This is a genomic window from Stutzerimonas stutzeri (assembly GCF_013522825.1).
In the GTDB taxonomy this organism is placed as follows: domain Bacteria; phylum Pseudomonadota; class Gammaproteobacteria; order Pseudomonadales; family Pseudomonadaceae; genus Stutzerimonas; species Stutzerimonas stutzeri_AK.
Window position 1 is genome coordinate 94,903 of sequence record NZ_JAAMQZ010000014.1, and the last position, 26,950, is coordinate 121,852.

25 protein-coding genes are annotated in these 26,950 nt (G+C 62.3%); 15 read left to right on the top strand and 10 right to left on the bottom strand.

Going from position 1 to position 26,950, the window contains the following annotated elements:
* Positions 1–7: 7 nt before the first annotated feature.
* The 3 genes from G7020_RS10985 to G7020_RS10995 all read right to left on the bottom strand — a co-directional run bounded on the left by G7020_RS10985 (position 8) and on the right by G7020_RS10995 (position 5,059).
* The gene (locus G7020_RS10985) at positions 8–1,669 is read right to left on the bottom strand and encodes a DEAD/DEAH box helicase (protein ID WP_181084306.1); all 1,662 of its coding nucleotides are present in this window, start codon (positions 1,667–1,669) and stop codon (positions 8–10) included.
* Between the two features lie 328 nt (positions 1,670–1,997).
* On the bottom strand, positions 1,998–4,160 hold the full coding sequence (locus tag G7020_RS10990; RefSeq protein ID WP_181084308.1) for a methyl-accepting chemotaxis protein: 2,163 nt from the start codon (positions 4,158–4,160) through the stop codon (positions 1,998–2,000).
* Between the two features lie 149 nt (positions 4,161–4,309).
* Positions 4,310–5,059: a spermidine synthase gene (locus G7020_RS10995; RefSeq protein ID WP_423835653.1), complete on the bottom strand. Its 750-nt coding sequence runs from the start codon at positions 5,057–5,059 to the stop codon at positions 4,310–4,312.
* Positions 5,060–5,292: 233 nt separating this feature from the next.
* Between G7020_RS10995 and G7020_RS11000 the strand changes: the two genes are divergently transcribed.
* A complete protein-coding gene (locus tag G7020_RS11000) occupies positions 5,293–5,715 on the top strand; it encodes a hypothetical protein (RefSeq protein WP_181084312.1) in 423 nt (140 codons plus the stop codon).
* A gap of 190 nt (positions 5,716–5,905) precedes the next feature.
* Positions 5,906–7,258, top strand: a complete 1,353-nt coding sequence (locus tag G7020_RS11005; RefSeq protein ID WP_181084314.1) for a class II 3-deoxy-7-phosphoheptulonate synthase — start codon at positions 5,906–5,908, stop codon at positions 7,256–7,258.
* Positions 7,259–7,269: 11 nt separating this feature from the next.
* Here the strand turns inward: G7020_RS11005 and G7020_RS11010 are convergent, their stop codons facing one another.
* Both G7020_RS11010 and ttcA read right to left on the bottom strand, forming a co-directional pair.
* Positions 7,270–8,367 (bottom strand): 3-deoxy-7-phosphoheptulonate synthase, encoded by a 1,098-nt coding sequence (locus G7020_RS11010; RefSeq protein WP_181084316.1) that lies wholly within the window; start codon positions 8,365–8,367, stop codon positions 7,270–7,272.
* A gap of 625 nt (positions 8,368–8,992) precedes the next feature.
* Entirely contained in the window at positions 8,993–9,817 is an 825-nt protein-coding gene (gene ttcA, locus G7020_RS11015; protein WP_181084318.1) for a tRNA 2-thiocytidine(32) synthetase TtcA, read from the bottom strand.
* Positions 9,818–9,913: 96 nt separating this feature from the next.
* Here ttcA and G7020_RS11020 point away from each other — a divergent pair, with 96 nt between their 5' ends.
* From G7020_RS11020 to G7020_RS11035, 4 genes are all read left to right on the top strand, one after another.
* Positions 9,914–10,543, top strand: coding sequence for a DNA-J related domain-containing protein (locus G7020_RS11020; RefSeq protein ID WP_181084320.1), 630 nt, complete (start codon positions 9,914–9,916; stop codon positions 10,541–10,543).
* A 227-nt stretch (positions 10,544–10,770) separates the two neighbouring features.
* Positions 10,771–11,370, top strand: coding sequence for a Yip1 family protein (locus G7020_RS11025; protein ID WP_181084322.1), 600 nt, complete (start codon positions 10,771–10,773; stop codon positions 11,368–11,370).
* A gap of 165 nt (positions 11,371–11,535) precedes the next feature.
* Complete coding sequence (locus G7020_RS11030) at positions 11,536–12,237, top strand: Yip1 family protein (RefSeq protein ID WP_181084324.1); 702 nt, start codon at positions 11,536–11,538, stop codon at positions 12,235–12,237.
* Positions 12,238–12,298: 61 nt separating this feature from the next.
* Positions 12,299–12,793: a SprT family zinc-dependent metalloprotease gene (locus G7020_RS11035; protein ID WP_181084325.1), complete on the top strand. Its 495-nt coding sequence runs from the start codon at positions 12,299–12,301 to the stop codon at positions 12,791–12,793.
* A 275-nt stretch (positions 12,794–13,068) separates the two neighbouring features.
* Here G7020_RS11035 and G7020_RS11040 read toward each other — a convergent pair whose 3' ends face one another.
* Positions 13,069–14,256: an MFS transporter gene (locus G7020_RS11040; RefSeq protein ID WP_181084327.1), complete on the bottom strand. Its 1,188-nt coding sequence runs from the start codon at positions 14,254–14,256 to the stop codon at positions 13,069–13,071.
* A gap of 304 nt (positions 14,257–14,560) precedes the next feature.
* Here G7020_RS11040 and G7020_RS11045 point away from each other — a divergent pair, with 304 nt between their 5' ends.
* The 8 genes from G7020_RS11045 (at position 14,561) to G7020_RS11080 (ending at position 21,066) form a co-directional block, all read left to right on the top strand.
* Positions 14,561–14,731: a periplasmic nitrate reductase, NapE protein gene (locus G7020_RS11045; RefSeq protein ID WP_423835654.1), complete on the top strand. Its 171-nt coding sequence runs from the start codon at positions 14,561–14,563 to the stop codon at positions 14,729–14,731.
* A gap of 61 nt (positions 14,732–14,792) precedes the next feature.
* A complete protein-coding gene (locus tag G7020_RS11050; RefSeq protein WP_181084331.1) occupies positions 14,793–15,062 on the top strand; it encodes a chaperone NapD in 270 nt (89 codons plus the stop codon).
* Positions 15,063–17,567, top strand: a complete 2,505-nt coding sequence (gene napA / locus G7020_RS11055) for a nitrate reductase catalytic subunit NapA (protein WP_181084333.1) — start codon at positions 15,063–15,065, stop codon at positions 17,565–17,567.
* 11 nt (positions 17,568–17,578) lie between these two features.
* Entirely contained in the window at positions 17,579–18,061 is a 483-nt protein-coding gene (locus tag G7020_RS11060) for a nitrate reductase cytochrome c-type subunit (RefSeq protein WP_181084335.1), read from the top strand.
* 10 nt (positions 18,062–18,071) lie between these two features.
* Positions 18,072–18,668: a cytochrome c3 family protein gene (locus tag G7020_RS11065; protein WP_181084337.1), complete on the top strand. Its 597-nt coding sequence runs from the start codon at positions 18,072–18,074 to the stop codon at positions 18,666–18,668.
* 343 nt (positions 18,669–19,011) lie between these two features.
* Entirely contained in the window at positions 19,012–19,806 is a 795-nt protein-coding gene (locus G7020_RS11070; RefSeq protein WP_181084339.1) for a dienelactone hydrolase family protein, read from the top strand.
* 424 nt (positions 19,807–20,230) lie between these two features.
* Complete coding sequence (locus G7020_RS11075) at positions 20,231–20,668, top strand: hypothetical protein (protein WP_181084340.1); 438 nt, start codon at positions 20,231–20,233, stop codon at positions 20,666–20,668.
* Positions 20,665–21,066 carry an META domain-containing protein gene (locus G7020_RS11080; RefSeq protein WP_181084342.1) on the top strand — a complete coding sequence of 134 codons (402 nt, stop codon included), beginning with the start codon at positions 20,665–20,667 and terminating at the stop codon, positions 21,064–21,066. The genes G7020_RS11075 and G7020_RS11080 overlap by 4 nt, the downstream gene beginning before the upstream one ends.
* A gap of 158 nt (positions 21,067–21,224) precedes the next feature.
* On the opposite strand, the gene ligD is transcribed toward G7020_RS11080, so the two are convergent.
* From ligD to G7020_RS11095, 3 genes are all read right to left on the bottom strand, one after another.
* Entirely contained in the window at positions 21,225–23,747 is a 2,523-nt protein-coding gene (gene ligD, locus G7020_RS11085) for a DNA ligase D (RefSeq protein ID WP_181084344.1), read from the bottom strand.
* A 15-nt stretch (positions 23,748–23,762) separates the two neighbouring features.
* Complete coding sequence (locus G7020_RS11090; RefSeq protein WP_181084346.1) at positions 23,763–24,626, bottom strand: Ku protein; 864 nt, start codon at positions 24,624–24,626, stop codon at positions 23,763–23,765.
* A 307-nt stretch (positions 24,627–24,933) separates the two neighbouring features.
* Positions 24,934–25,482 carry a cysteine hydrolase family protein gene (locus G7020_RS11095; RefSeq protein ID WP_181084348.1) on the bottom strand — a complete coding sequence of 183 codons (549 nt, stop codon included), beginning with the start codon at positions 25,480–25,482 and terminating at the stop codon, positions 24,934–24,936.
* A 107-nt stretch (positions 25,483–25,589) separates the two neighbouring features.
* On the opposite strand from G7020_RS11095, the gene G7020_RS11100 reads away from it, so the two are divergent.
* Positions 25,590–26,192: a DJ-1/PfpI family protein gene (locus tag G7020_RS11100; RefSeq protein WP_258189308.1), complete on the top strand. Its 603-nt coding sequence runs from the start codon at positions 25,590–25,592 to the stop codon at positions 26,190–26,192.
* A gap of 39 nt (positions 26,193–26,231) precedes the next feature.
* On the opposite strand, the gene tnpC is transcribed toward G7020_RS11100, so the two are convergent.
* The coding region (gene tnpC, locus G7020_RS11105; protein WP_181084350.1) for an IS66 family transposase at positions 26,232–26,950 on the bottom strand (719 nt) is incomplete at its 5' end.

The window sequence follows — 26,950 nt, forward strand, 5'->3', positions numbered from 1 at the left end:
GCTGGTTTTAATCTTCGCGATAACGACGCAGCTTGAGCTGCTTGCCACCTACGCGCGTATCCTTGAGCTTGCCGAGCAGGCCCTCAAGGCCCTCTTCCGGCAGCTCGACCAGGCTGAAGCTGTCACGCACCTGAATGCGACCGATGGCTTCGCGGGCCAGCCCACCCTCGTTGAGGATGGCGCCCAGCAGGTTACGCGCGGCGATGCCGTCACGGGCACCCAGCGGCGTGCGGCAACGAGCGCGGCCTTCACCCAGCGGGATCGGCGCACGACGCTCGCGGTCACCGCTGCGTTCCGGGCGCTCGGAACGCTCGCGCGGGCCGCTGTTCGGCACCAGCGGTTGCTCTTTCTCGACTTCAGCCAGGGTCAGCGCCTGACCATTGGTCGCCTTGCGCAGCAGTGCGGCAGCCAGTGCACGCGGGCTGCAACCGATATCGGCAACCAGCTTGTCGAGCAGCTCGCCATGACTGGCTTCGGCGTCCGCGACCAGCGGCGCGAGGCCGTTGGTGAGCTTCTTGATGCGGGCATCGAGCACCTGCTGCGCATTGGGCAGGCGAACTTCGGCCACCTTCTGATTGGTGACACGCTCGATGACCTGCAGCATGCGGCGCTCGCGCGGCGTCACCAGCAGCAGCGCACGGCCATCGCGACCGGCGCGACCGGTACGACCGATACGATGCACGTAGGATTCGGGATCGTAGGGCATGTCCACGTTGAATACGTGGGTGATGCGCGCCACATCCAGACCGCGTGCGGCGACGTCAGTGGCGACCACGATGTCCAGGCGGCCATCCTTGAGCGATTCGATGACGCGCTCACGCTGGTTCTGGGCGATATCGCCGTTCAGCGCGGCGGCCTTGTAGCCCCTGGCTTCCAGCGCGGCGGCCAGATCCAGGGTGGCCTGCTTGGTCCGCACGAAGGCGATCAGGGCGTCGAAGTCCTCGACCTCCAGCAGACGCAGCACCGCTGAAATCTTCTGATCGGCATGGACCATCAGATGCGCCTGCTCGATACGGGCGACGGTCTGGGTCTTGGCGGCGATCTTGATGTGCTGCGGCTCGCGCAGGTGCTTCTCGGCGATGGCACGGATCGAATGCGGCAGCGTGGCGGAGAACAGCACGCTCTGGCGGCTTTCCGGCATGGCTTCGAAGATGACTTCCAGGTCATCCATGAAGCCCAGCTTGAGCATTTCGTCGGCTTCGTCGAGCACCAGGAACTGCACGGTCGACAGCAGCGCGCCGTTGCGGCTGAGGTGATCGACCAGACGGCCCGGCGTCGCCACGACGATCTGCGCGCCCTGGCGAATGGCCTTGAGCTGCGGCCCCATGGGCGCGCCACCGTAGATGGCGACGACGCCAACGCCGGGCATCTGCTTGGAATAGGTTTCGAACGCGGTGGCAACCTGCAGCGCCAGCTCACGGGTCGGCGCGAGGATCAGCGCCTGCACTTCGCGACGCGCCGGGTCGATCTTCGACAGCAATGGCAGCGCGAAGGCTGCGGTCTTGCCGGTACCGGTCTGGGCCTGGCCGATCATGTCGTGGCCGCCGAGAATGACCGGAATGGCCTGAGTCTGGATTGCCGAAGGCTCTTCGTAGCCCACTGCGGCAACGGCAGCGAGTACAGCGGGATGAATACCGAGTGCGGCAAAGCCGCCGATTTCCTGGGTCATGGGTCTTTTCCTGATGCTCCGCAAAGACCCATGTTCCGAAGCTGCGCATGCCATGTAAAACCCGGAGACGGGTCACCCTGGCAGCCTTGGTCGGCGGGGTTTGCGAAAACGAATGAATGATGAATCGTCAAGGATAGCCGCGAAAGCGGATAGCAGCCGAAGCAGCGCTTCGTGTGTTGCAGTACCTGAACGCAGGCTGGGTTTCAGCCGGCGCGTACTATACCGGAATTTGTGCGCCTGTGCGCGTATTTTGCGTAGAGCCTGCGCAGCCGGTCATTACCCCAAGGGCACGCCTGACAGGTTCGGCGTGCCCTGCCAGACTCCCGACTCAGGCGGCCTCGCTGTTGGCGGCGCTGACGCGGAAACGCCCGACCAGTTGCTGCAGCTTGCCAGCGGTATGGCGCACGCGCTCGGCGCTGTCCTGCAGCACGCCGAGGGTCTGGCCCATTTCGCTGGAGGCCTGATCGACACCCCGGATGGTCTGGCCGTAATGCAGGCTGCGCTCGTTGAGCTGTTTGATGATGTCGAACATGCGCTCGACGGTCTGGTGCAAATGCACGTTCTCCGATGAGGCCTCCTGGGTCAGACGCAGGCTGCTATCGACATTGGTCACCCCGCTTTCCATGAACGACACCGCCTGACGGGTTTCCTGCTGCAGGCTTTCCATCTTGCTGCGAATGTCCTCCGCGGCCTTGGCGGTGCGCTGGGCCAGCGAGCGCACTTCGCCGGCCACCACCGCGAAACCGCGCCCATGATCGCCGGCACGCGCCGCCTCGATCGCGGCGTTCAGGGCCAGCAGGTTGGTCTGGGTGGTGATGTCGCTGATCAGCCCGACGATTTCGTCGATCTCGCCCATGCGGCTGTCGAGCAGTTGCACACTCCGGGCCGAGCGCTGCACCACGTCGCGAATGGATTCGGTGCCCTCACGGACGATATCGAAGCGTTCGCGGGCACGCGTGACGACGTCATCCATGGCGGCCTTCATGTCCTCGGCGGTCATCGAGGCCTGCTGGATTTCGCCAAGCTGCTCTTCCACCAGCAACAGCAACTGATGAATCGATTCGGCGACCTCGCTGGTGGTCTGGCCCGCCTCGCCGCTGCGCTCCAGCATCAGCTCGTTGTCCTGGCGAACGTGCCTGGACACATGAATGACCTGCCCGACCACGGTGTCCAGGCTGTCGATGAAGCTGTTGATCCAGCGACCCATGTCGCCGCTCTCGTCGCGCGGCATGCTCGCGCTGTCGATGCGCTGGCGCAGGTTGCCCTCGCCCTCCGCCAGGGTACGGATCACGTCGGTCATGGCCTGCATCCGCGCCGCCAGCCGTCGCGGACCGAACGCGGCGAAGACCCAGGCGCCCAGCAGCAGCAACAAGGCGTTGAGCGCGTGGAGCAGCGGCTGCGACAGTCCGCTGAATGCCTGCAGCAGGCCGCCGGCGAAGAACAATGTGGTCACGGTGAGCAGGTAGGTCTTCATCAGCCCGACGCTCAGCGAACGGCGGCGATAGACCTCCTCCAGATCGGCTTCGCACATCATGCCCCAGCGATCCGGCGAGCCCTGCATCTGAAAGGTCATGCCCTTGCCGACCACCGGGATATGCCGATAGTCGGAATACCCCGGATAGGTAACGAACAGGTTGGCGCCCCTGGCGATGGTTTCGCGAACCCCCGGATGCAGCTGTCCGGTGGCCGGATCAGTGAAGCGCAGCTCCAGTTCGGTATGCTGCTGCACCCGCACCGTGCCCCAGGCCGTGCGAATGCCACTCTTGAGATTGTCGCCGTGACTGAAGGTCGAGTCCTCGAAGCGTGAGCGCGACAGCGCCGTGCCAGGCTGGATGCTGCTGTCGAAACGCGATTCGACCATGAACAGATAGTTGTCGCCCGACTCGGGATAGATATGCCCGGCCTCGCGCTGGATCAGGTCGCCCAGCACATCGTTGGGCACGCGGGCACAGATGCAGCCGATGGCTTTCCCGGCAATCTCTACCGGCTGGTAGAACATCAGCGTCACGGCATCATGGAAACGCGAAGTCGTGGGGCCGAGCCGTTGCGTCAGCGCATCAGGATACGGCCCGTGCAGAAACGGCCTGCGCAGGCCCTCGGCCACGGCGCGGCTATCGAGATCCTGTTGGCCAACATGGGCGGCGCAGGTCGAGGCGATCACCCGCCCCTGGAGATCGAGCACGAACAGCTCGGAAGGATCGGCCATCTGCGCACGCTTCGCCTCAAGCTCCGCAACGCTCACATGCAGAACGTCCGCCCCCAGGCTGGTGGCCAAATCGCCCAACTGCTCCCAGTGCGCCGCCGCCCAGTGCTGCAGGATACGCGCCCGCGACTGGGCGATCCCCTCGAATATATCCTCCACAACCGGAACGCTGTGGCGATTCAGCCAGCACGACCAGCGCATGGCCAGCTTGCCCGTCCCACCCAGCCAGGGCAGCCAGTGACGTTCGCGGGAAGACAGTTGCATCAGATGACTTTGAAGGCTGCTCACGGCGGCTCCTTGCGTACAGGAATACCATGGCAAATTGCAATTAACAGACCAGCTTCCAGGCCGGTTTCATCCCCGGACGGCGGCTCATTACGCCTCGCTAAAAGGCAGGCGCAGAGAATTCCGCCGCAACACGCACCAGAACAGGGCAATCAGCTCGCCGGTCGCAGCGCCCCGATCAATGAGTCGAGCGAATAGCCCAGGCGCGGCGCCAGCTCGGCGGCGCGCTGGCGCAACCCGTCCAGATCCAGCGATTGCTCCAGGACCGCCGGTACGAACAGCACCACGTTGCCTTCCTTCACCGGGCATTCCCAGTAATGTCGGTGATACAAACCCCGCAGCAGCGCCGCACCCAGCGGTTTGTCATCCTCGGTGCCCCACTGATTGATGATCAGCCAGCCGCCGGGGTTGAGCTTTTCCTGGCAGCGCTTGAGAAAGACCCAGGCCAGATGAGCCGCCGCCGGCCCGACATCGGTATACAGATCGACGAAAATCAGGTCAGCCGATTCCGCCGTTTCCAGCAGTTCCACCGCATCGCCAATACGAATGTACAGGCGCGCATCGTTCTGCAGGCCCAGATAACGCATCGCCAGCTCCGGCACCGCCGGGCGCAACTCGATGGCCTCGACGTCGTCCAGCGGCAGGAATTCGAGACACGCCTGGGTCAGCGTCCCCGCACCCAGCCCGAGAAACAGCGCAGTCTCCGGCGCTGGGTGCAACAACCCACCCATCAGCATGGCGCGCGTGTAGTCGTATTCCAGCCAGCTCGGCGCCGCCGTGAATACGCAGCTCTGCTCCACCGCCGCACCAAATTCGAGAAAACGATAATCCCCGACCTCCAGCACGCGCACCAGACCGAACTCATCGCGCACTTCAGCCAGTATTACTTCCTGCCTGCCCACTATCATTTGCTCCTGATGAGGGATGAAACCATCTTCGACGCCCCGCCCGAACGCAGTAGGAGCGGCCATGCCCGCGAACTGTCAACCCGGTGGGAACCAGCAGAAAGATGCCTGTTTGTGCAGGTGCTTCAGCTGTTTTCCAGCATATACAAACGCAACTGCCTCAGGAGTGATAAAGAATAATGGCCACTGGCCGAAACAAAGGTCACGAACAGAGAGACTGCAATCACGCCATGCGCCTGATACCCCAAGTGGCCAACATATCCGGCCTGCCAGCCAGGACAACAAGCCTGGCCAACCCTGCCCTACCGGAAAACAATCGCTCACCATCCAGCCAGGCCGATAGCGTAGATATTTCTTCCTTGGGCCGGGCGCTCTCCGCCCTGGGCCAAACCAGCCAACCCGGCGGCAGCCAAGGTGAAAGCAGCCCTTATGAACTGCCCGAAGAAATCCAGCGTCTGCTGGAGTACATCCGCGACCTTCAGCGGCAGTTGCATGAACAGCAACAACAGCTGGCCAGAGCCACGGCAGACACCAGCCTGAGCCAGGAAACCAAACAACTCGAACTGGCCGGGCTTCAAGCCAGCATCAGCGCCCTGACAAGCAGCCTGATGAGCGCCATGACACAGCTTTTCCAGGAGCTCAGCAATACCTGACTCTGCCGGCCAACACACAGCAGAAGGAGCGCCTCGCCGCCCACGCTCCGCGTGGGAATCCACCCTCGACATATGCACTCTTTTTGGTTTTGAGTGTGTACACCTTCGTCCGGCCCATAACCCGCAACTATCAGCATCCTCTCATCGCGTCAGGTAAAATCCCCGCACTTTTTGCCATGGAAATAATCCGATGAACCCGACCTGGAGCCCCGCCAGCTGGAGGAGCAAGCCCATTCAGCAGCAGCCCGTGTACCCTGATATCGCGCATTTGCAGCGTGTCGAGCAAACCCTGACGGGACTGCCCCCGCTGGTATTCGCCGGTGAGGCGCGTGAGCTGCGGCGGCAGTTTGCCGAAGTAACCCAGGGCCGTGCCTTTCTGCTGCAGGGCGGCGATTGCGCCGAGAGTTTTGCCGAGTTCTCCGCGACGAAGATCCGCGACACCTTCAAGGTGTTGCTGCAGATGGCCATCGTCATGACCTTCGCCGCCAGTTGCCCTGTGGTGAAGGTCGGGCGCATGGCCGGTCAGTTCGCCAAGCCGCGTTCAGCGGGTGAGGAAACCATCGGTAACGTCACCCTGCCCGCCTATCGGGGCGATATCGTCAATGGCATCGACTTCAACGAGAAAAGCCGCGTACCGGACCCCGAGCGTCTGTTGCAGGCCTACCATCAGTCCACCGCCAGCCTGAACCTGCTGCGCGCCTTCGCCCAGGGCGGTTTTGCCGATCTGCATCAGGTCCACCAGTGGAATCTGGACTTCATCGCCAATTCGCAGATGGCCGAGAAGTACCATCAGCTGGGTGCGCGAATCGACCAGGCGCTGAAGTTCATGCGCGCCTGCGGCATGGACAACATGCCGCAACTGCGGGAAACCAGTTTCTTCACCGCCCATGAAGCCCTGCTGCTCAATTACGAGCAGGCATTCGTGCGTGAGGACAGCCTCAGCGGCGACTGGTACGACTGTTCGGCGCACATGCTCTGGATCGGCGACCGCACCCGCCAGTTGGACGGCGCCCATGTGGAATTCCTGCGTGGCGTGGGCAACCCCATCGGCGTGAAGGTCGGCCCGAGCATGGACAGCGAAGAGCTGATCCGCCTGATCGACATTCTCAATCCGGAAAACGATCCGGGCCGTCTGAACCTCATCGTGCGCATGGGCGCGGACCAGGTGGAAGCCGGCTTGCCCCGGCTGATCCGTGCCGTGCAGGCCGAAGGCCGCCAGGTGCTATGGAGTTCCGACCCCATGCACGGCAATACAATGAAGGCCTCCAGCGGCTACAAGACCCGCCCATTCGAGCGAGTGCTGGCCGAGGTGCGGCAGTTCTTCGATGTGCATCGCGCCGAAGGCAGCTATCCGGGCGGCATTCATATCGAGATGACCGGGCAGAACGTCACCGAGTGCATCGGCGGCTCGCGGCCCGTCACCGAAGACGGCCTGGGTGATCGCTACCACACCCATTGTGATCCACGGCTGAATGCCGATCAGTCGCTGGAGCTGGCGTTCATGATCGCAGAAACCCTGAAGCAACTGCGCCCGAACGCATAGGTCGCAGCGGCCTATTGGCTGCGCAGTCGTTCGGCGGCGCCGCGCAGCAATTTCTCGGTGGCATCCCAGCCCAAGCAACCATCGGTGATGGAGACGCCATAACGCAACGCATCACCCAGCGGCTGACAGCCATCGAACAGGTGGCTTTCCAGCATCACGCCACGCAGGCTGGGGTCGCCCGCCAGCCGCTGAGCGATGACTTCTTGCAATACCGCCGGCTGGCGCAGCGGGTTCTTGCCGCTGTTGGCGTGGCTGCAATCGACCATGATCCGTGCGGCGATGCCCTGCTTCCCCAGCGCAGCGCGAGCGGCTGCGACGCTTTCGGCATCGTGATTCGGCCCGGCGTGCCCACCGCGCAGCACCAGATGCGTATCGGGATTGCCCACCGTTTCCAGTAGCGCCGGATGCCCCAGATCATCGATGCCGAAATGCCGGTGCGGGTGCGCCGCCGAACGCATGGCGTCGCAGGCGATGCCGAGGCTGCCGTCGGTGCCGTTCTTGAAACCCACCGGCAGGTCCAGTCCGCTGACCATCTCGCGATGAATCTGCGACTCGCTGGTGCGCGCACCGATGGCGGCCCAGGCGAGCAGATCGTCGAAGTAACTGGTCGCCAGTGGCTGCAGCAGTTCGCTGGCGATGGGCAGGCCGGTATCGAGAATGTCCAGCATCAGCCGGCGCGACAGGCGCAGGCCTTCGGCCATGTCGCCACTGCCGTCCAGGTGCGGGTCGTAGAGCAGCCCTTTCCAGCCGACCGTGGTGCGCGGCTTTTCCACGTAGGTGCGCATTACCAGCAGCAACTGGTCTTCGACCTGCGGCGCCAGTTCGGCCAGGCGCCGGGCGTATTCCAGCGCGGAAAGCGGGTCGTGCAGGGAACAGGGACCGACCACCACCAGCAGGCGCGGGTCGCAGCCATCGAGCACGGCGCGAACGGCGTTGCGGTGGTGATGGATACGTTCGGCGAGCGCGGCACTCAGCGGCAGGCGCTGGCGCAACACGGCGGGGCTGGGCAACGGCTGGGCGCTGCGGCGAGCGGGGATGGAAACGGGAGCCGAGACTTCGGCGAGATCAAGCTGGACAGCGGCGTTCTGGGTAGTGACGGAAGCATTCATGAGCTGGCGGTTCCTTCGGCCATCGCGGGCAATCCCGCGACGGCGCTAATCGTGTGTTCGTTCAGGGGGTGTCGGGGCAGCGGTGAAGCGGCTAAATCGCCAGTCGTGGCGGTAATAACGGTCGGTGCGGTAATAGGTGCTCATGCTGTATTCCTCGTTGTGCAGATTGTTTGGCCAAAAAACAAAAACCCCGGTCGGGTAGCCGACCGGGGTTTGAAAAAACGTTTGGTGGCGACCCTGTTTGCTGGGGCGCCTGTTGGGGTATCAGACGCGCCTGCGGCTAAACCAATACCCAAAGTAATAACCCGCAGCCGCGATCATCTGCCCACGCAACTGCGCAGTGCACGTGGCACTGGCGTTGGCAATGGACTGGAAAGCGAGGCTGAGGGACATGTTCAACTCCTGATTGGCAACAACCTTAATGTTTCGAGTCGCAAGCTGCAAGTCGTCGGATACGCCTGCGGATCGTCGGATTACGCCTTCAGCTAATCCGACCTACAAATGGCTGGGGTTTTGTAGGTCGGGTTACGCTTCACCAACCCGACAAGCGGAGTCACAGTGGATGTCAAAAGCGACATCCACCCGCTTCCCTCCAGCCTCCAGCGTCTTTAATCGACGTTTGCCTTTAAAGGCTCATCACATCGACGAAGCGCGGCGTGGCGTCGTTGTCGATGCGCAGGCTCTTGAAATCGAACAGGCTGCGGTCGGCCAGTTGCGAGGGCACCACGTTCTGCAGCGCACGGAACATGATCTCGGTGCGGCCCGGCGACTTGCGTTCCCACTCGCGCAGCATGTCCTTGACCACCTGGCGCTGCAGATTCTCCTGCGAGCCGCAGAGGTTGCACGGGATGATCGGGAATTCCTTCATCTGCGAATAGGCTTCGATGTCGCTCTCGCTGCAATAGGCCAGCGGACGGATCACCACGTTGCGGCCATCGTCGGAGAGCAGCTTGGGCGGCATGGCCTTGAGCGTGCCGCCGTAGAACATGTTGAGGAAGAAGGTTTCCAGGATGTCGTCGCGATGATGACCGAGGGCCATCTTGGTCGCACCGATCTCGTCGGCGAAGGTGTAGAGCGTGCCGCGACGCAGGCGCGAACACAGCGAGCAGGTGGTCTTGCCTTCCGGGATCTTCTCCTTGACCACCGAATAGGTATCCTTCTCGACGATGTGGTAGTCGATGCCCAGGCTCTTGAGATACTCGGGCAGCACATGTTCGGGAAAGCCCGGCTGCTTCTGGTCCATGTTCACCGCGACGATCTCGAACCGGATGGGTGCGACCTTCTGCAGGTACAGCAGCACGTCGAGCATGGTGTAGCTGTCCTTGCCGCCGGACAGGCAGACCATCACCTTGTCGCCCTCCTCGATCATGTTGAAGTCGGTGACTGCCTCACCGGCCAGGCGGCGCAGGCGTTTCTGCAGTTTGTTCTGGTTGACCGAAAGGTTGCCCATGTCTGGAATCCGGTTGGAATACGAAAGGCGCGCATTTTACGCGCAAAGCGCGCATCGCCCCAGTCCATCCTTTCCGTCTTTGCTAGGCTTGCCGACATGAACGACGAACTCGCACCCGAGATGGACCTGGCCGAGCAGATTTTCGTGCTGCTGCGCGAGCAACCGGAGGGTTGCAGCGAATACCAGCTGATCCAGCAACTCAAGGCCCGCCACAGCACGCACATTTCGCATTTGCCGCTGTTCGACAAGCTGGTGCTGTTCCGTACGCATTTCCTGGTGTTCAACGCGCTTTATCAATTGCGTGACCGTCTTTGGCAGCAGGCTCGCCACAGCCTGCAGATATCCCCCCTGAGTATCCAGCTGCAGCCCTATGTCGCAGCAGCCAGCGGGATCAGCGAGCCGGACCCGCTGCGTGCGTACTACCTGGACATGGACAACCTGCGCGACACCGACGAAGAAGAAGTGGAGCGCCTGCTGGCCAGTTTCTGGTCACGCATGCGTGGCGATTACCAGGGCGAACCACAAGAGGCCTGGAGCCCCGACCAGAAGCGCGCCGCACTGGAGTTGTTCGAGCTGGAGCAGGAAGATCCGTCGCTGACCCTGCATGCCATCAAGCGACGCTATCGCCAGCTGGTCAGCATCCACCATCCTGACCGTGGCGGCAGCACGACGCGAATCCAGTCGATCAACCTGGCGATGGAAATATTGCAGCGTTATTACGACTGAAGGGATAGCTTCCAAACGCTCTAACCAGCGCAGCGCAGCCATTGTTTGCCCTCCTATACTGCGTCATAAGGTCGCACGCTTTCACGCTGGCGCAAGCCAGCAGGCCGTTGAAAAACGTAGGCGAGGCAGGCAAGACGAGGTTGTTTTTAACGATGTATTGCCAACGCAGGTAGTTTTTCGACGGTCTGACAGGCGAAGCGGCTCTCCAATACCGAGGAGGCGCAGGCATGATCAATCACGTTTGGGGACTGTTCGCTCATCCCGACCAGGAATGGCAGGAAATCACCGGGGAAGAACGGCGCGTCGGGCGCCTGCACCTTTGGGAAGTACTGGTACTGGCTGCGATCCCGCCGATTTCGGCCTTCATCGGCACCACGAAGTTCGGCTGGAGCATTGGCGGCGGTGAAACCGTGATGCTCACGCAAAGCAGCGCACTGCAACTCACCCTGCTGTCGTACCTGGCCATGCTTGCCGGTGTCGCCGTCATGGGTGCCTTCATTCACTGGATGTCCCGCACCTACGATGCCAGCCCAACCCTTACGCAATGCGTCATGTTCGCCGCCTATACCGCAACGCCCCTGTTTATCGGTGGTCTGGCTGCGATCTACCCCGTTCTATGGCTTGGCATGCTCGTCGGTACGGCAGCAATCTGCTACACGGCCTACCTGCTCTATGTCGGCCTGCCGACCTTCATGAACATCCCTTCGGATGAAGGCTTTCTGTTCTCCAGCTCAGTGCTGGCCGTGGGACTTGTGGTGCTGGTGGCGATCATCGCGCTGTCGGTGATCATGTGGGGAATGGGTGTGGGGCCGGTCTACGTACGCTAACCGCTGCACATACGCAGGCATAAGGGGCCGCCATCAGGCGGCCCACTTCGTTTCTGATACATACCGACGCAGGGGGAAACCCTTGGCGCATCTGCCGTTCTAAAGCGTAACGCCAGCCAGGGCGTTACGCCGTGGCAAAGCCACCCGAGGCAGATGGAGACTCCCATGATCCCGCATTTTTTCACCCTGATGACCCGCCCCGACCAAGCCTGGACCGAAATCCGCCGAGACGAGGAACGCAACAGCTCCAACTACCTCCTGCATCTTTTTCTCTGGGCGCTATTGCCAGCCGTCTGCATGTTCATCGGTACCCGCTACATAGGCTGGAGCCTGGTTGAGGACGAGCGGGTCTGGGTCGACACCCGAAGCGCCGCTCAACTCAGCGTGCTGATCTACCTCACCATTATCGTCGGCACCTTCATCATGGGCTTCTTCCTGCGCTGGATGTCGCGCACGTTCGAGGCTCGCCCAACCTTCAATCAGTGCGTGGGCTTCACCGCCTACGTCATCACGCCGTTCTTTCTGGCCGGACTCGGCGCGCTTTACCCGACCCGCTGGACCGCCGTCACGGTACTGGTTGCAGCAGGTGCATATTCCACTTATCTGCTGTTCGTCGGCCTGCCGACCTTCATGCGCATCGACAGTCGCAATACCTTTCTCTACGGCGCCAGCACCTGGGCTGTCGGCCTGCTGGTACTGGTCAACCTGAAAGTACCGATGATCCTGTTCTGGCTGCAGGTCCTGGATCCGACCTACGAACGCGACACCGTACAGAGCCAGAGCCATGGCTTCGAGGAGAACCGTCCGCAGGAAACGCCAGGCGGGCTGGACAACGAGCGACGCTTCAACGAGCGTCCAAACGAGTGACCATCGAACACCTCAGTCCGGTGCTTTGGCATAATACGGCGCTCTGCAACCGGAGTGCCCGATGCCCGAGCGACTCAATGCCCGTGTCGAAGCCTGCTATCAGCTGGCCGACACTTTCTTCAAGCAGCACTTCAAGCGCCCCCAGGTGAGCCTCAAGCTGCGTGGCCAGAAGGCAGGCGTAGCGCATCTCGCTCAGAATCTGCTGCGCTTCAACGAGCAACTCTACCGGGCGAACACGGAGCACTTCCTGCAGCAGACCGTGGCTCACGAAGTCGCCCATCTGGTGGCGCACCAACTGTTCGGTCCACGCATCCAGCCCCACGGTGAGGAATGGCAACTGATCATGCGCGGCGTCTATGAGCTGCCACCTGATCGCTGCCATAACTACGAAGTCGCCCGCCGCCAGGTCAGCCGCTATATTTATCGCTGCGAGTGTCCCGAGCGGGATTTCCCCTTCACCAGCCAACGCCATGCGCTGGTACGCAAGGGTCGCCGCTACTTTTGCCGCAGCTGTCGCGCCACGCTGGTGTTCAGCGGCCAGCAACGTCTGGAATAAACTTTGGAAAGCAGATTTACAGACAACCACAAGCGCCATGACAGGTACGGCGTTTGCCTTTGTGGGGTTTGATGGTGCGCTCGTCGGGTTGGTGGAGCGTAACCCGACCTACGAAGCCCCGGCCATTTGTAGGTCGAATTAGCCGAAGGCGTAATCCGACGGCTCGAAGGCATGATCCAACGACCCAAGACGTAATCCAGCGAAGCAAACAGCACGTAGGGTGGATGCCGCTTTTTACATCCACCGCAACTCCGCTCGGTGGAGCATGCCCCACACTACAGGCTTCGCACCTTCCAGGCCGCCAACACGAACAACGCCGCCAGCACCGCCATGAGCGGCAGCCAGCCCGCATGTTCCCAGACATAACCCGCCGCGTAACCCACCACGCTCGACCCAAGATAATAGGCGCACAGATACAGCGCGGATGCCTGAGCCCTGGCGCCCCTGGCATGCTGGCCGACCTGCCCGCTGGCCACCGCATGAGCGGCGAAGAAGCCCAGGGTGAACAGCGCCAGACCGGCGATAATGGCCGCCAGCCAGGGCAGCGAACACAGCACCACACCTAGCAGCATCAGACCAATACCGCCCTGCAGCACCATTTTGGCACCGAAGCGCGGCACCAGCCGCCCGGCCCATCCAGCGCTGAAAATGCCCGCCAGATACACGGTGAACAGCAAACCGATCACCGTGGACGACAAGCCGAAAGGCGCACCTGCCAAGCGGAAGCCGATGTAATTGAAAAGCGCAACGAAACCGCCCATCAACAGGAAAGCCTGCAAGAACAGATTGCGCAGTACGGGATTGACCAGATGCTGGCGAAAATTGTCCAGCAACCCACGCAGCGACAGCGCCTGAGCCTTGAAGTGACGCGACGGCGGCAGCAGCCAGACGAACAGTCCCAGCGCCAACAGCCCCAAGCCGGCAATGCCGCCGAGCGCCATTTGCCAGCCGCCCATATCGCTCAACAGGCCAGACAGCAAGCGGCCCAGCAGACCGCCCAGAGCCGTGCCGCCGATATACAGCCCCATCGCCGCCGGCAATGACTCCGGGTCGAATTCTTCCCCCACATAAGCCATCGCCAACGCTGGCAGGCCACTGAGCGCCAGCCCTAGCAAGGCCCGCAGAACCAGCAACAGATTCCAGGATTCCACCAGCACACAAGCAAGGCCCAGCAGGCTGGCCAGCGCCAGGGCCGCGACCATCACCGGTTTGCGCCCCCAGCTTTCGGCAAGCGCCCCGGACACCAGCAGGCAGACCGCCAATGACAGAGTTGTCAGGGACAACGCCAAGCTGCTGCTGGCCGCTGATACGGAGAAATGCGACGCCAGCAGCGGCAATAGCGGCTGCACGCAATACAGCATGGCGAAGGTGGCAAAACCGGCACAGAACAGCGCCAGGGTCGCACGGCGGTAAGCACCGGTGCCGCGCTTCAGATGAGTGGATGGCTGACTATCGGTATTCATGATCAGGGGCCGAAATTCGGCACGGAGGGTCTTGGAAAAACGTAAGGATACTCCCGTAGCGTGGCAATTTCGTCACTTTGGCGGCATACGGTGGGTTGCCGGATTACGCCTTCAGCCAATATGACCTCCGAAAGCCGTCCCGGTAGCCGACGGAACGCCAGCAACCTGATCCTGTCTCTTGTCCGAGGACAATGAAATGTCCATAAACCTGCAACATCAGCTACTTAGCGGCAAATCTCTTTGCCTAAGCCAACAGCACTACCTAGACTCCTGACATGAGAGCAGAACCACCAAGGTGAACACAGTGCCGAATGACACCGATGCCATCCCTAGCAAAAGCCAGGAAACCCGCCTGTTCCTGTTCCTGCTGATCTTTCTGTTCCCGCTGCTGAGTATTGCGCTGGTCGGCGGCTACGGCTTCATCGTCTGGATCAGCCAGCTGACATTCCTTGGCCCACCCGGCCCGCTGAACTGATTTTTTCGACATGGTCCGAAAGGCAGATGCGAACGCCATTTACCGTGATAGGCGAAGCCTGATGACGAAAACAAATAATGACGCCTTGCATATAGCAAGCCTGCTGGTGCACTGCCGGCCTGAGCTGCTTGACGCTGTAAAAAGGAACCTGGCGCTTCTGCCTGGCCTTGAACTGCATCAGGAAAGCGCTGCGGGAAAAGTGGTGGTCGTCCTCGAAGCCGAGCATGAAAGCCGGATTCTGGACACCATCGACCATATCCAGCAATTGCCCGGCGTACTCAACGCCGCCCTGATCTACCACGAACTCCTCACTCTCGAAGGAGAAGCCTGAATGAGCCTTACCCGTCGCCAATTCGCCAAGGCCAACGCCGCCGCTATCGCCGCCACGGTAGCCGGTATCCCGATCGCCACCAGCGCCACCAACCTGATTACCGATCCACAGTCCACCAACCTCAAGTGGCACAAGGCGCCCTGCCGCTTCTGCGGCACCGGCTGCGGCGTCATGGTCGCCACCAGCGGTGATCGCGTCGTCGCTACCCATGGCGATGTGAAGGCCGAGGTCAACCGTGGCATCAACTGCGTCAAGGGCTACTTCCTGTCGAAGATCATGTACGGCACTGACCGCCTGACGCAGCCGCTGCTGCGCATGAAGAACGGCCAGTACGACAAGCAGGGCGAGTTCCAGCCGGTGAGCTGGGAGCAGGCCTTCGACATCATGGAAGAGAAGTACAAGGCGGCGCTCAAGGAGAGCGGCCCGAGCGCGGTGGGCATGTTCGGCTCCGGCCAGTGGACCGTCTGGGAAGGCTACGCGGCCAACAAGCTGATGAAGGCGGGCTTCCGCTCCAACAACATCGACCCCAACGCCCGCCACTGCATGGCCTCGGCGGCGGTCGGCTTCATGCGCACCTTCGGCATGGACGAACCCATGGGCTGCTACGACGACATCGAAGTCGCCGACGCCTTCGTGCTCTGGGGCTCGAACATGGCCGAGATGCACCCGGTGCTCTGGACCCGCGTGACCGATCGCCGCCTGACTGCGCCACACGTCAAGGTCGCAGTCATGTCGACGTTCGAGCACCGCAGCTACGAGCTCGCCGACATCCCGATGACCTTCACCCCGCAGACCGACCTGGTGATCCTCAACTACATCGCCAACCACATCATCCAGAGCGGCGCGGTCAACGAGGATTTCGTCAAGAACCACACCCGCTTCGCCAAGGGCGCGACAAACATCGGCTACGGCCTGCGCCCCACCGATCCGCTCGAACTGAAGGCCGAGAACGCCGGCGTGGCCGGCAGCTGGACCGACATCAGCTTCGAGGACTACGCCGAGTTCCTCAAGCCCTACACCCTGGAACACGCTGCTCAGGAATCGGGTGTACCCGCCGAACGCCTGAAGGCGCTGGCCGAGCTGTATGCCGACCCGAAGGTCAAGGTGATGTCCTTCTGGACCATGGGTTTCAACCAGCACACCCGCGGTGTCTGGGCGAACAACATGATCTACAACATCCACCTGCTCACCGGCAAGATCAGCGAGCCGGGCAACAGCCCCTTCTCGCTCACCGGCCAGCCCTCGGCGTGCGGCACCGCCCGGGAAGTCGGCACCTTCTCCCATCGCCTGCCAGCGGACATGGTGGTCAACAACCCAGAACACCGCGCCGTCTCAGAGAGGATCTGGAAGCTGCCCGAAGGCACCATTCAGGAGAAGCCGGGCTTCCACGCCGTACAGCAAAGCCGCGAGCTGAAAGATGGCGGCCTCAAGGTCTACTGGACCCAGGTCACCAACAACATGCAGGCCGGTCCCAACGTGATGCAGGAAATCCTGCCGGGCTGGCGCAACCCGGAGACCTTCATCATCGTTTCCGACGTGTACCCCACGGTTTCCGCGCAAGCTGCCGACCTGATCCTCCCCGCCGCCATGTGGGTGGAAAAGGAGGGCGCCTATGGCAACGCCGAGCGCCGCACCCACTTCTGGCACCAGCTGGTCAACGCACCGGGTGAAGCCCGCTCCGACCTGTGGCAGCTGATGGAATTCTCCAAGCGCTTCACCACCGACGAGGTCTGGCCCGCCGAACTGCTGGCCAAAAAGCCGGAACTCAAGGGCAAGACCCTGTTCGAGGTGCTGTTCAAGAACGGTCAGGTCGACCAGTTCCCCACCAGCGACATCGCCGAGGGTTACCGCAACCAGGAGTCCGAGGATTACGGTTTCTACGTGCAGAAGGGCCTCTTCGAAGAGTACGCTCAGTTCGGTCGCGGGCATGCCCATGACCTGGCCGATTTCGACGTCTATCACCAGGAGCGCGGCCTGCGCTGGCCAGTGGTCGATGGCAAGGAAACCCTCTGGCGCTACCGCGAAGGCTACGACCCCTACGTGGAAAAAGGCACCGGCGTGCAGTTCTACGGCTACCCGGACAAGAAGGCGATCATCTTCGCCCTGCCCTATGAGGTTCCTGCCGAAATGCCGGATGAGGAATACCCCTTCTGGCTCAGCACCGGACGCGTGCTGGAGCACTGGCACACCGGCAGCATGACCCAGCGGGTCGACGAGCTGCACCGTGCAGTGCCGGATGCGCTGGTGTACATGCACCCGGACGATGCGCGCGATATCAATGCCCGTCGCGGCAGCGTCGTCAAGGTCATCAGCCGTCGTGGCGAGATGCAGGCGCGGATCGAAACCCGTGGTCGCAACAAACCGCCGAAAGGCCTGGTCTTCGTGCCCTTCTTCGACGCCAACAAACTGATCAACAAGGTCACCCTCGACGCCACCGACCCGATCTCCAAGCAAACCGACTACAAAAAATGCGCCGTTAAGATCGAAGTGGTCAGCATCGCCTGAGGAGAGCCATCATGAAATTTCGTGTACTGACGTTGACCCTCCTTGCCGTGTGCGGCCTGGCCATCGCTGCCGAACCCGACTACCCGCTCGACGCGCCCGCGCCGGACGGGCGGCGGGTCGGTGGCAGCATCACCCAGGAATTCACGCCACCGCCCTTGAGGGATGAAGAGAACAAGGACCTCAAACGCGAACGCAACTACCCCGAGCAGCCGCCGACCATCCCGCATGCCATCCGTGGCTACCAGGTCGACATGAACGGCAACAGGTGCCTGGCCTGTCACAGCCGCGCCAACAGCGCACGCACCCAGGCGCCGATGATCAGCATCACCCACTTCACCGACCGTGACAGCCAGACGCTCGGGACGGTCGCTCCACGCCGGTATTTCTGTACCCAGTGCCATGTGGTGCAGCACGACGTGAAACCGCTGGTGAAGAACGACTTCGAGAACATCGACGAGTTGCTCTATCACGAAAACACACAGAACCAACAGTGAGGGCGCCAGGATGAAGTCGATACTGTCGTTTCTCAAACGATACTGGAACGTTCTACGCCGCCCCAGCGTGCACTACAGCCTGGGTGCCCTGACGCTTGGCGGATTCATCGCGGGCATCATCTTCTGGGGCGGCTTCAACACCGCACTCGAAGTCACCAATACCGAGACCTTCTGCATCTCCTGCCACGAGATGGAAGACAACGTCTACATGGAGATCAAGGACACCATCCACTACACCAACCGCTCGGGCGTCAGGGCCACCTGCCCGGACTGCCACGTCCCGCATGAATGGACCGACAAGATCGCCCGCAAGATGCAGGCTTCCAAGGAAGTCTGGGGCAAGATCTTCGGCACCATCAACACGCGGGAAAAGTTTCTCGGCCTGCGCCGAGAAATGGCCGAGCGTGAATGGCGTCGGCTGAAGGCCAACGACTCGCTCGAATGCCGCAACTGCCACAACTTCGACTACATGGACTTCACCCGCCAGGCCCCACGCGCCGCACAGTTCCACTCCACGGCCCTGGCCAGTGGCGAAGCCACCTGCATCGACTGCCACAAGGGCATCGCCCACCGTCTGCCGGACATGCACGGCGTACCGGGTTGGTAAGGAACAAGGGACGACAAAGGCGCTGGAGGCTGGAGGCTGGAGGCTGGACGCTGGACGCTGGACGCTGGACGCTGGACGCTGGACGCTGGACGCTGGACGAAAGCGTAGGGTGGATGTCGTTTTTTACATCCACTCTACGCTCGTCGGGTCGGTGAAGCGTGACCCGACGAAGCCCAGCCATTTGTAGGTCGGATTAGCCGAAGGCGTAATCCGACGGCTTGGAGGCGTAATCCGACGCTGGCGTACCGTAGGGCCGAATTTATTCGGCCTGGCGTACTGTCCAAACAGTTACCGCTACCCTTCGCCTATCCTCGTTGTCATCCAAACAAGAAGGAAAACACCGATGCGCTACCCCCTGCTCGGCCTGCTCATGGCCACCAGCCTCGTCGCCCACGCTGAAATCCAGATCCGGGAAATCCCCTACACCGCCGCCGACGGTACGGAAATGGTCGGTTACTACGCCTATGACGATGCCATCGAAGGGCCACGCCCCGGCATCGTCGTGGTGCATGAATGGTGGGGCCTGAACGACTACGCCAAGCAGCGCGCGCGCAACCTGGCCGAACTGGGCTACAGCGCCCTGGCCATCGACATGTACGGCGAAGGCAAGAACACCGATCACCCCAAGGACGCCATGAGCTTCATGCAGGCCGCGCTGGCCGATGCCGACGCTGCCAAGGCCCGCTTCAATGCCGGTGTTGACCTGCTCAAGCAACAGCAACAGACCGATGCCGCCAAACTCGCCGCGGTCGGCTACTGCTTCGGCGGCAAGGTCGTGCTGGACATGGCGCGCCAAGGCGTGCCGCTGGAGGGCGTGGTCAGCTTCCACGGCGCCCTCGCCACCCAGACCCGCGCCGCGCCCGGCAGCGTCAAAGCTCGCGTGCTGGTCGAACACGGCAGCGCGGACAGCATGGTCAGCATCGAAGACGTCGCCGCCCTCAACACGGAAATGGTCACCGCCGGCGCCGACTACACCTTCGTCAACCAGCCCGGCGCCAAACATGGCTTTACCAATCCCGGCGCGGACAAATTCCAGGAAAAAGGCGTAGACGTCGCCTACGACAAACAGGCCGACGAGCGCTCCTGGGCCGACATGCAACGCTTCCTCGAAGACACCTTCGCCAATCCACGGCCATAAGGGCAAAAAACCGCTGGAGGCAAGGTTATCCGTCAACCTCGTATCGTCGGGTTACGCCTTCAAGCCGTCGGATTACGCCTTCGGCTAATCCGACCTACAAATGGCCGGGGCTTCGCAGGTCGGGTTACGCTTCACCAAACCGACGAGCAGACAATCAAGCACCACAGAGGCAACGCCGTACCTGTCATCGTCCTGTGGTTGCCTGTGAATCTGCCGTCGGATTACGCCTTCGGCTAATCCGACCTACAAATGGCTGGGCTTCGTAGGTCGGGTTACGCTTCACCAACCCGACGAGCAGACAATCAAGCACCACAGAGGCAACGCCGTACCTGTCATCGTCCTGTGCTTACTTGCAGCTTGAAGCTGCTTTTCCTGGCCGTGCTAGCATTGCCGCCACCGCAACCTTCTCAATCGAACACGAGTCATGGCCGAACACGATTTCCGCTACACCCTGCTCAACCCCGCCCACACCCTCACCGAATGCCGCGCGCTGGCGCCGGGTCGCTATCAAGTCACCGGTAACGGCGGATCGATCCGCAGTGGAGATGTACTGATCGTTACCCTCAAGGGCAGCCGCGAGCTTTCCCAGCGTCTGACCGTGGACAAGGTTCGTCACCTCATCAACCCACCGGGCCAATGGACAGCCATGGCCAGCGGGCCGGTATTCCGCGAACTGGCGATCATCAATTGGCAGGTCGATTGCGACAGCTGCGGCAAACAGCTGGATTTCGAATTCGCCGTGGACGCAACCAAAGGCGACGCCGCCCGTACCCCAGCTGCCGAAGCCCGCATCGCCGAACTCGGCTGGAGGAACGACGCCGGTCGCCACCTGTGCCCGGCTTGCAAGGGAACCCGGCCATGAAAAACATCCTGCTGACCGCCCTTGCCGCATTGTTCATCAGCGGCTGCGCCGTCGAGTCACAGAAGCTGCAATATGACGTCACCTACATCACCGAGTGGATCGGCGACGAACCCGTGGTTGGCCGCAATCCTGTCTCGCTGACCTTCAGTCTGGACCGCGCCTACGGCAACGCTGGCTGCAACCACTGGTTCGCCAGCTACCAGCTCGACGGCCAGCAGATCCGCTTCAGCCAGATCGGCAGCACCCGCAAGATGTGCGCAGAACACCTCATGAAGCAGGAACAGCATTTCCTGCACCTGCTTTCGCAGATCGAGCGCTGGGATATCTCCAACATCGACCAACTGCGCTTCTGGCCCACCGAAGGCGCCCCGATTCGCGTCTGGCCGGAACAGAACTGATCATTGCGGCGCAGTCGGGTTACGCCTTCGGCTAACCCGACCTACCCATGAGCATCCCCGTTCATTCGGCCATGCCCTGCAAACACAGCGCCCGGGCCACTCCCACAAAAGCGCCAGCCTCGCACACACGCTGTGCCTAGGATGCCAGCCCCCTCCCGCTAAGGCGGTTCGGCGCCGAGCCGATCCCACATGGCGCGGGTCAGGCGCTGACGGTTGGCGTAACCCTGCCAGGGATCCTGCTCCAGTCCATCCAGGCGCTGGTGCAGATTGCCGACAGTCCATTGCTGGGCACTGCGCAGCTCATCCAGTTCGTCGCGGGCGATGGGCACCGAGACCGGCAGCCCTGGGCGCGCACGCACCGAGTAAGCAGCCACCGTGCTCGCGCCACGGCTATTGCGCAGGTAATCGATGAAGATCTTGCCGACCCGGTTCTTCGGCCCGGATGTCGCGGTGAAGCGCTCCGGCAGCTGACGGGTCATGAACTGCGCGACCGCCTTGGCGAAGGCCTTGACCATGTCCCAGTCGGCGCGCCGGGCCAGCGGCACGATGATGTGGATACCCTTGCCGCCGCTGGTCTTGAGGAAAGCCTGCAGACCCAGCTCGTCGAGCACGGTCAGGGTCAGGTGGGTCGCCTCCAGCATGCTGCGCCAGGGCAGCGCCGGGTCCGGGTCGAGGTCGAGCACGAAGTGGTCCGGCGTCTCGATGCGGTCGCTGGTGGCACCCCAGGTGTGCAGCTCGATGCAGCCCATCTGCGCGGCGCCGACCAGTGCCGGCAGGCTGTCGATTTCCATCAACCGCGCATGGCCGGGGTCCAGCTTCGGGTCCAGATGCTTGATATTGGGAATCGCCAGGCGCTCGGCGTGCTTCTGGAAAAACTGCTCGCCGCCGACGCCATCCGGCGCACGTACCAGCGACACCGGGCGGTTGTCCAGATAGGGCAGCAGCCAGTCGGCGATATGCGCGTAGAACTCGGCCAGCTGCAGCTTGGTGGTGCCGCTCTCGGGATCGATCACCCGCTGCGGATTGCTGATGGCCACACCGGCGACCACCGGCTTGCCCGCCTTCTTAGCCGCCTTGTCAGCGCCCTGCTTGCGCTCCGTTGCCGGTATCAGGCCGGGCCGCTCGCGGACGATCTGTTCCGCTGGCTTATCGCTGCGCAGCGCGATGAAAGTGGCCTGACGCACGAGGCCTTCGCGCGTCCACTCGGCGAACTCGACCTCACCGACCAGCTCCGGCTCCACCCAGCTCACGCCACGCGCCTGGGCCGAAGTCAGCTTGCCGGCCAGCGGCGAGTCGGAGCGCGCCAGCGTCTGCAGGCGCTGGTGGAGTTCCTTGAGCGCCACTTCACCGAAACCGGTGCCGACCCGCCCGGCATAGCGCAGGCCGCCGTCCTCGTTCACCGCCAGCAGCAACGCGCCAAAGCCACTGCGGCTGCCTTGCGGCCTGGTATGGCCAACGATGACGAACTCCTGGCGCAGGCGGCACTTGAGCTTGATCCAGTCCGGGCTGCGGCGGGACACATAGAAACTGCCGGAGCGCTTGCCGATCACCCCCTCCAGCGACATGGCACAGGCACTTTCCACGATGTCCCGGTGATGAGCCTTGAACGCATCGGAGAACCGCAGCGGGCTGTTGCGCGTATTGCCCAGCAACGCCTTGAGCCGTTCCCGACGCTTTTCCAGCGGCGTCTGGCGCAGGTCTTCACCGTCGATAAACGGCGCGTCGAACAGGAAGTAGACGAGGTCGTGACTGCGCCCGATATCGAAGGCGTTCTGCAACTGCTGGAAATCCGGCAGCCCCTCTTCGTTGAGTGCCACCACCTCGCCGTCCAGCCAGCTGTCGTGCAGGCCCAGCTTGGCCAGAGCCTTGGCCTGTTGCGGCAAGCGCTGCGTCCAGTCGTGGCCATTGCGGGTGAACAGCCGCACGTCACCGTCAGCGATACGCGCAAGAATGCGGTAGCCGTCGTACTTCACCTCGTACAGCCATTCCCCTTCCGGGGGTCGCTCGACCAGGCTCGCCAATTGCGGGGCCAGGCTATCGGGGAACGCCTCCAAAGCGGCGGGCACCACCTTCGGCTTGCTCGCCGCCTGGCGCGTTGGCGCCTTGCTCGGCCCGCCCACCAACGCGCCAGTGATCACGCTCTGCGGCTGCGCCTCGACGATGTCGTATTCGTCGCTGGGCCGGGCGATGTCGTCGCGCTCCTTGATCAGCAACCACTGCTGCTTGTCACTGCTGCCGCGCAGGCGGGTACGCACCAGGGTCCAATCGCCTGCGAGCTTCTCGCCGACCAGGGTGAACTTGAGCTTGCCAGCCGCGTAGGCGGCGACCGGGTCGTCGTGGGGCTGCCAGATACCCTGATCCCAGACGATCACGTCTCCGGCGCCGTAGTTGCCCTCCGGGATGCTGCCCTCGAAGCCGGCATAATCCAGCGGATGGTCCTCGACATGCACGGCCAGACGCTTGTCGCGCGGGTCCAGGCTCGGCCCCTTGGGCACCGCCCAGCTCTTCAGCGTGCCGTCCAGTTCCAGGCGGAAGTCGTAGTGCAGCCGCCGGGCATCGTGCTTCTGTATCACGAAACGCAGCGCGCCGGCCTTGCTGCGCCGTTTGCCGGGCCGCTCGGGCGGTTCGCTGGTGCGTTCGAAATTGCGCTTTCGATTGTATTCGCTCTGCCCCCTGGCCATGACCATGCTCCTGGCTTATTTGCGTGCGGTCTTGGCCGGCTTGCGGGGAGTGGAGTCCTTGCCTGAAGCCTTCTTCGGCTTGTCCGCGGGCTTGCCGCCAAGACTGCGCTTGAGCAGTTCGGTGAGATCGATGACATCGGCGCTGCGCCGCTCCTCCTCACCCTCGACCCGCTCCACTTCTTCGATCTTGCCGGCCTTGGCCTTCTGCTCCACCAGTTCGAGGATGCGGTCCTGGAAGCTGTCCTGGTATTCCTCGGGCCGCCATTCGTCGCTCATGTCCTTGATCAACCGCTTGGCCATGTCCAACTCGCTCTTGGCCAACTTGGGTTGGGCCACTGCCGGCCCCAGCTCCAGCGAATCCAGGCCGCGCACCTCGCTGGGCCAGCGCAGCATTACCAACACCAGCGCCGAATCCAGCGGCATCAACGCCGCCAGGTGCTGACGGGTGCGCAACACCACATGGGCCAAAGCTACCTTGTCCGTGCTGCTCAGCGCCTCGCGCAACAGGGCGTAGACCTTCTCGCCTCGCTTGTCGGGAGCCAGGTAATAGGGTGTGTCGATGTTCTGCAGGGGTATCTGCTGGCTGTCGACGAAAGCGAAGATATCGATCGTCTGGGTCGATTCCGGGTGGGCGGCGCGAATCTCCTCCTCGCTGAGCACCACATAGCGCCCTTTCTCGTAGGCAACGCCCTTGACGATGTTTTCCTTGGTGACTTCCTTGCCGGTGACCTTGTTCACCCGCTTGTAGCCGACCGGCTCCATGCTGCGCTTGTCCAGCCAGTCGAAATCCACTCCCTGGGAAGAAGTGGCGGAAACCAGCGCAACCGGAATGTGAACCAGACCGAAACTGATGGCGCCTTTCCAGATGGCTCGGGGCATGATGGTCAACTCCTGAGGGTTACGGAGGCATCAGGCTTGCGACACGCAACGGAAGCTGCCGCAGCACCACTCAAGCAGTCGACCATTGGCTGGTGGAAATGGTTTTATTGAAACGCTGATCGGCATGGAGAGAGGATCAAGGTACGACAACTCACACGGGCCACATCAGCGCACCGTCGGATTACGCCTTCGGCTAATGCGACCTACAAATGGCAGAGTCGTAGGTCGGATCACGCTTCACCGATCCGACGGGCGGAGTCCAGGCAATCGCCGGACTCCGCCTATGCCGTCACGCAGGCCGGAGAACTCAGCCCGCCAGATACGCTTCCGTCGACAGCACATTGGCGTAGCCGAACTTCAGCGCAGCCATCATGGCCGCATGGACCTGTGCTGCCGGCACCTGCACCCCCTCGAACTCCAGATCCAGCGTCGCGCACGCATCGTGCAACACGCTCACCGCATAGCCCAGATCCGCTGCGGCACGAACGACGGCATCGACACACATATGGCTCATCGCCCCGACGATCACTACCTCTTCAACACCCCGTTCGTCGAGCAAATGCTCGAGATTCGTTTCGCGGAACGAGTTCGGGTAGTTCTTGACGATGACAGGTTCGCCATCCTGCGGGGCGACAGCCGGTTGGATCTCGACGTTTGGCGTCCCCGGAACGAAAGCCGGAACTTCCCCGTTGACGAATTCATGACGGACGTGAATGACCGGAACGCCCTTGGCGCGGGAGTCGGCGATCACTTTTGCCGCGTTGTCGACGGCTGCCTCGATACCGCTCAGAGGCAGATTGCCCGTGGGTAGGTATTCGTTTTGCAGATCGATTACTACCAATGCACGCTTGCTCATTACTGGTTCCTTGACGATGGTGAGTGGGAAAGCGAGTCTCCATCATTGGCCATCTGGAGCCTGTTGCGAAGTGGCACGATCGACATCTTCAGGGGCTGTATCGACACATGTCGGATAGAAACGTCATAGAAATCGGGATACTGCTTTATCCCGCCGCGCAGATCGCCACGGCACTCGGCCTGACCGATCTGTTCGCCTTTGCACAACGCATCGCCAGTGAGCAAGGGAAACCAGACACACCGCTTTTGCGCATCAGCCAGTGGCAAATGCAAGACCCCGGCAATGCTCCGGTGCGCGTCCAGGATTCGCTCCCCGGCATGAACACGACGCCCGCCGTGATGATCCTGCCCCCCAGTCTGGAAGAACCGATCACCCCCCACGCAGCGGCGCCTTACAGAGAATGGCTGCGGGCGCAGCACAGTGAGGGCGTCACGCTCGCATCTGTATGCGCCGGCGCTTTCCTGCTGGGCGAAACAGGCGTGCTGTCCGGTCGTACCATCACCACTCACTGGCTCTATGTGGAGAAATTCGCAGAGCGCTTTGCGGATGTGCTGCTGGATGTCGATCAACTCATCATCGACGCTGACGACATCATCACCGCCGGAGGTGTCATGGCCTGGACTGACCTGGGTTTGCGTTTGGTGGATCGCTACCTGGGCGCCTCGGTGATGATCGACACCGCGCAGATGCTCCTGGTCGATCCACCGTAAGCGCTCCATAAACCCCGCCCGCCAGGACGGGATTTATTTTCAGGAAGCAGGAGCAGAAGCCGGCGGGCAGTTCCAAGGCAGCAGCGCTTCGTAGTCCTCAACGTTCTGTGCTGTTGGCAGGCGTTCGAGGATGTGGCGCAGCCAGGCGTAAGGCTCCTGGCCATTGGCCTTGGCGGTTTCGATCAGGCTGTAGATCTGCGCGCTGGCCGTGGCCCCCTTGGGCGTGTCGCTGAACAGCCAGTTCTTGCGCCCGATGACGAAGGGGCGGATGGCGTTCTCGGCACGGTTGTTGTCGATCGGCAGATGTCCACCTTCGACGTAGCGCACCAGCTTTCTCCAGTTGCTGGCTAGGTAATTCACCGCCCTGCCCAGCGCCGTCTGCCCGGCGACCTGCGGCTGGGTTCTGTCCAGCCAAGCCTTGAGCTGGTCGAGCAGCGGCTGGCTGCGTTGCTGACGGGCGACCAGGCGCTCGGTATCGCAGGCGTCCTTCAGGTCACGTTCGATGCCGTAGAGCCTATTGATCAGGTTCAGCGCCATGTCGGCACGGCCGGTTTTGCCCTTGGGTTGCACTTTCTGCGCTTCGACGAACTTGCGCCGCGCATGCGCCCAGCAGCCGAGGCGTTCGATGCCTTCTTGCGCGGCCACGGCGTTGTAGCCGGCATAGTCGTCGGTCATCAGGTAGCCGCGATAGCCGTCGAGCAGGCGCAACGGCACTTCCTGCGCGCGGCTGGTGGTGTAGTCGAAAAGGATCACCGGTT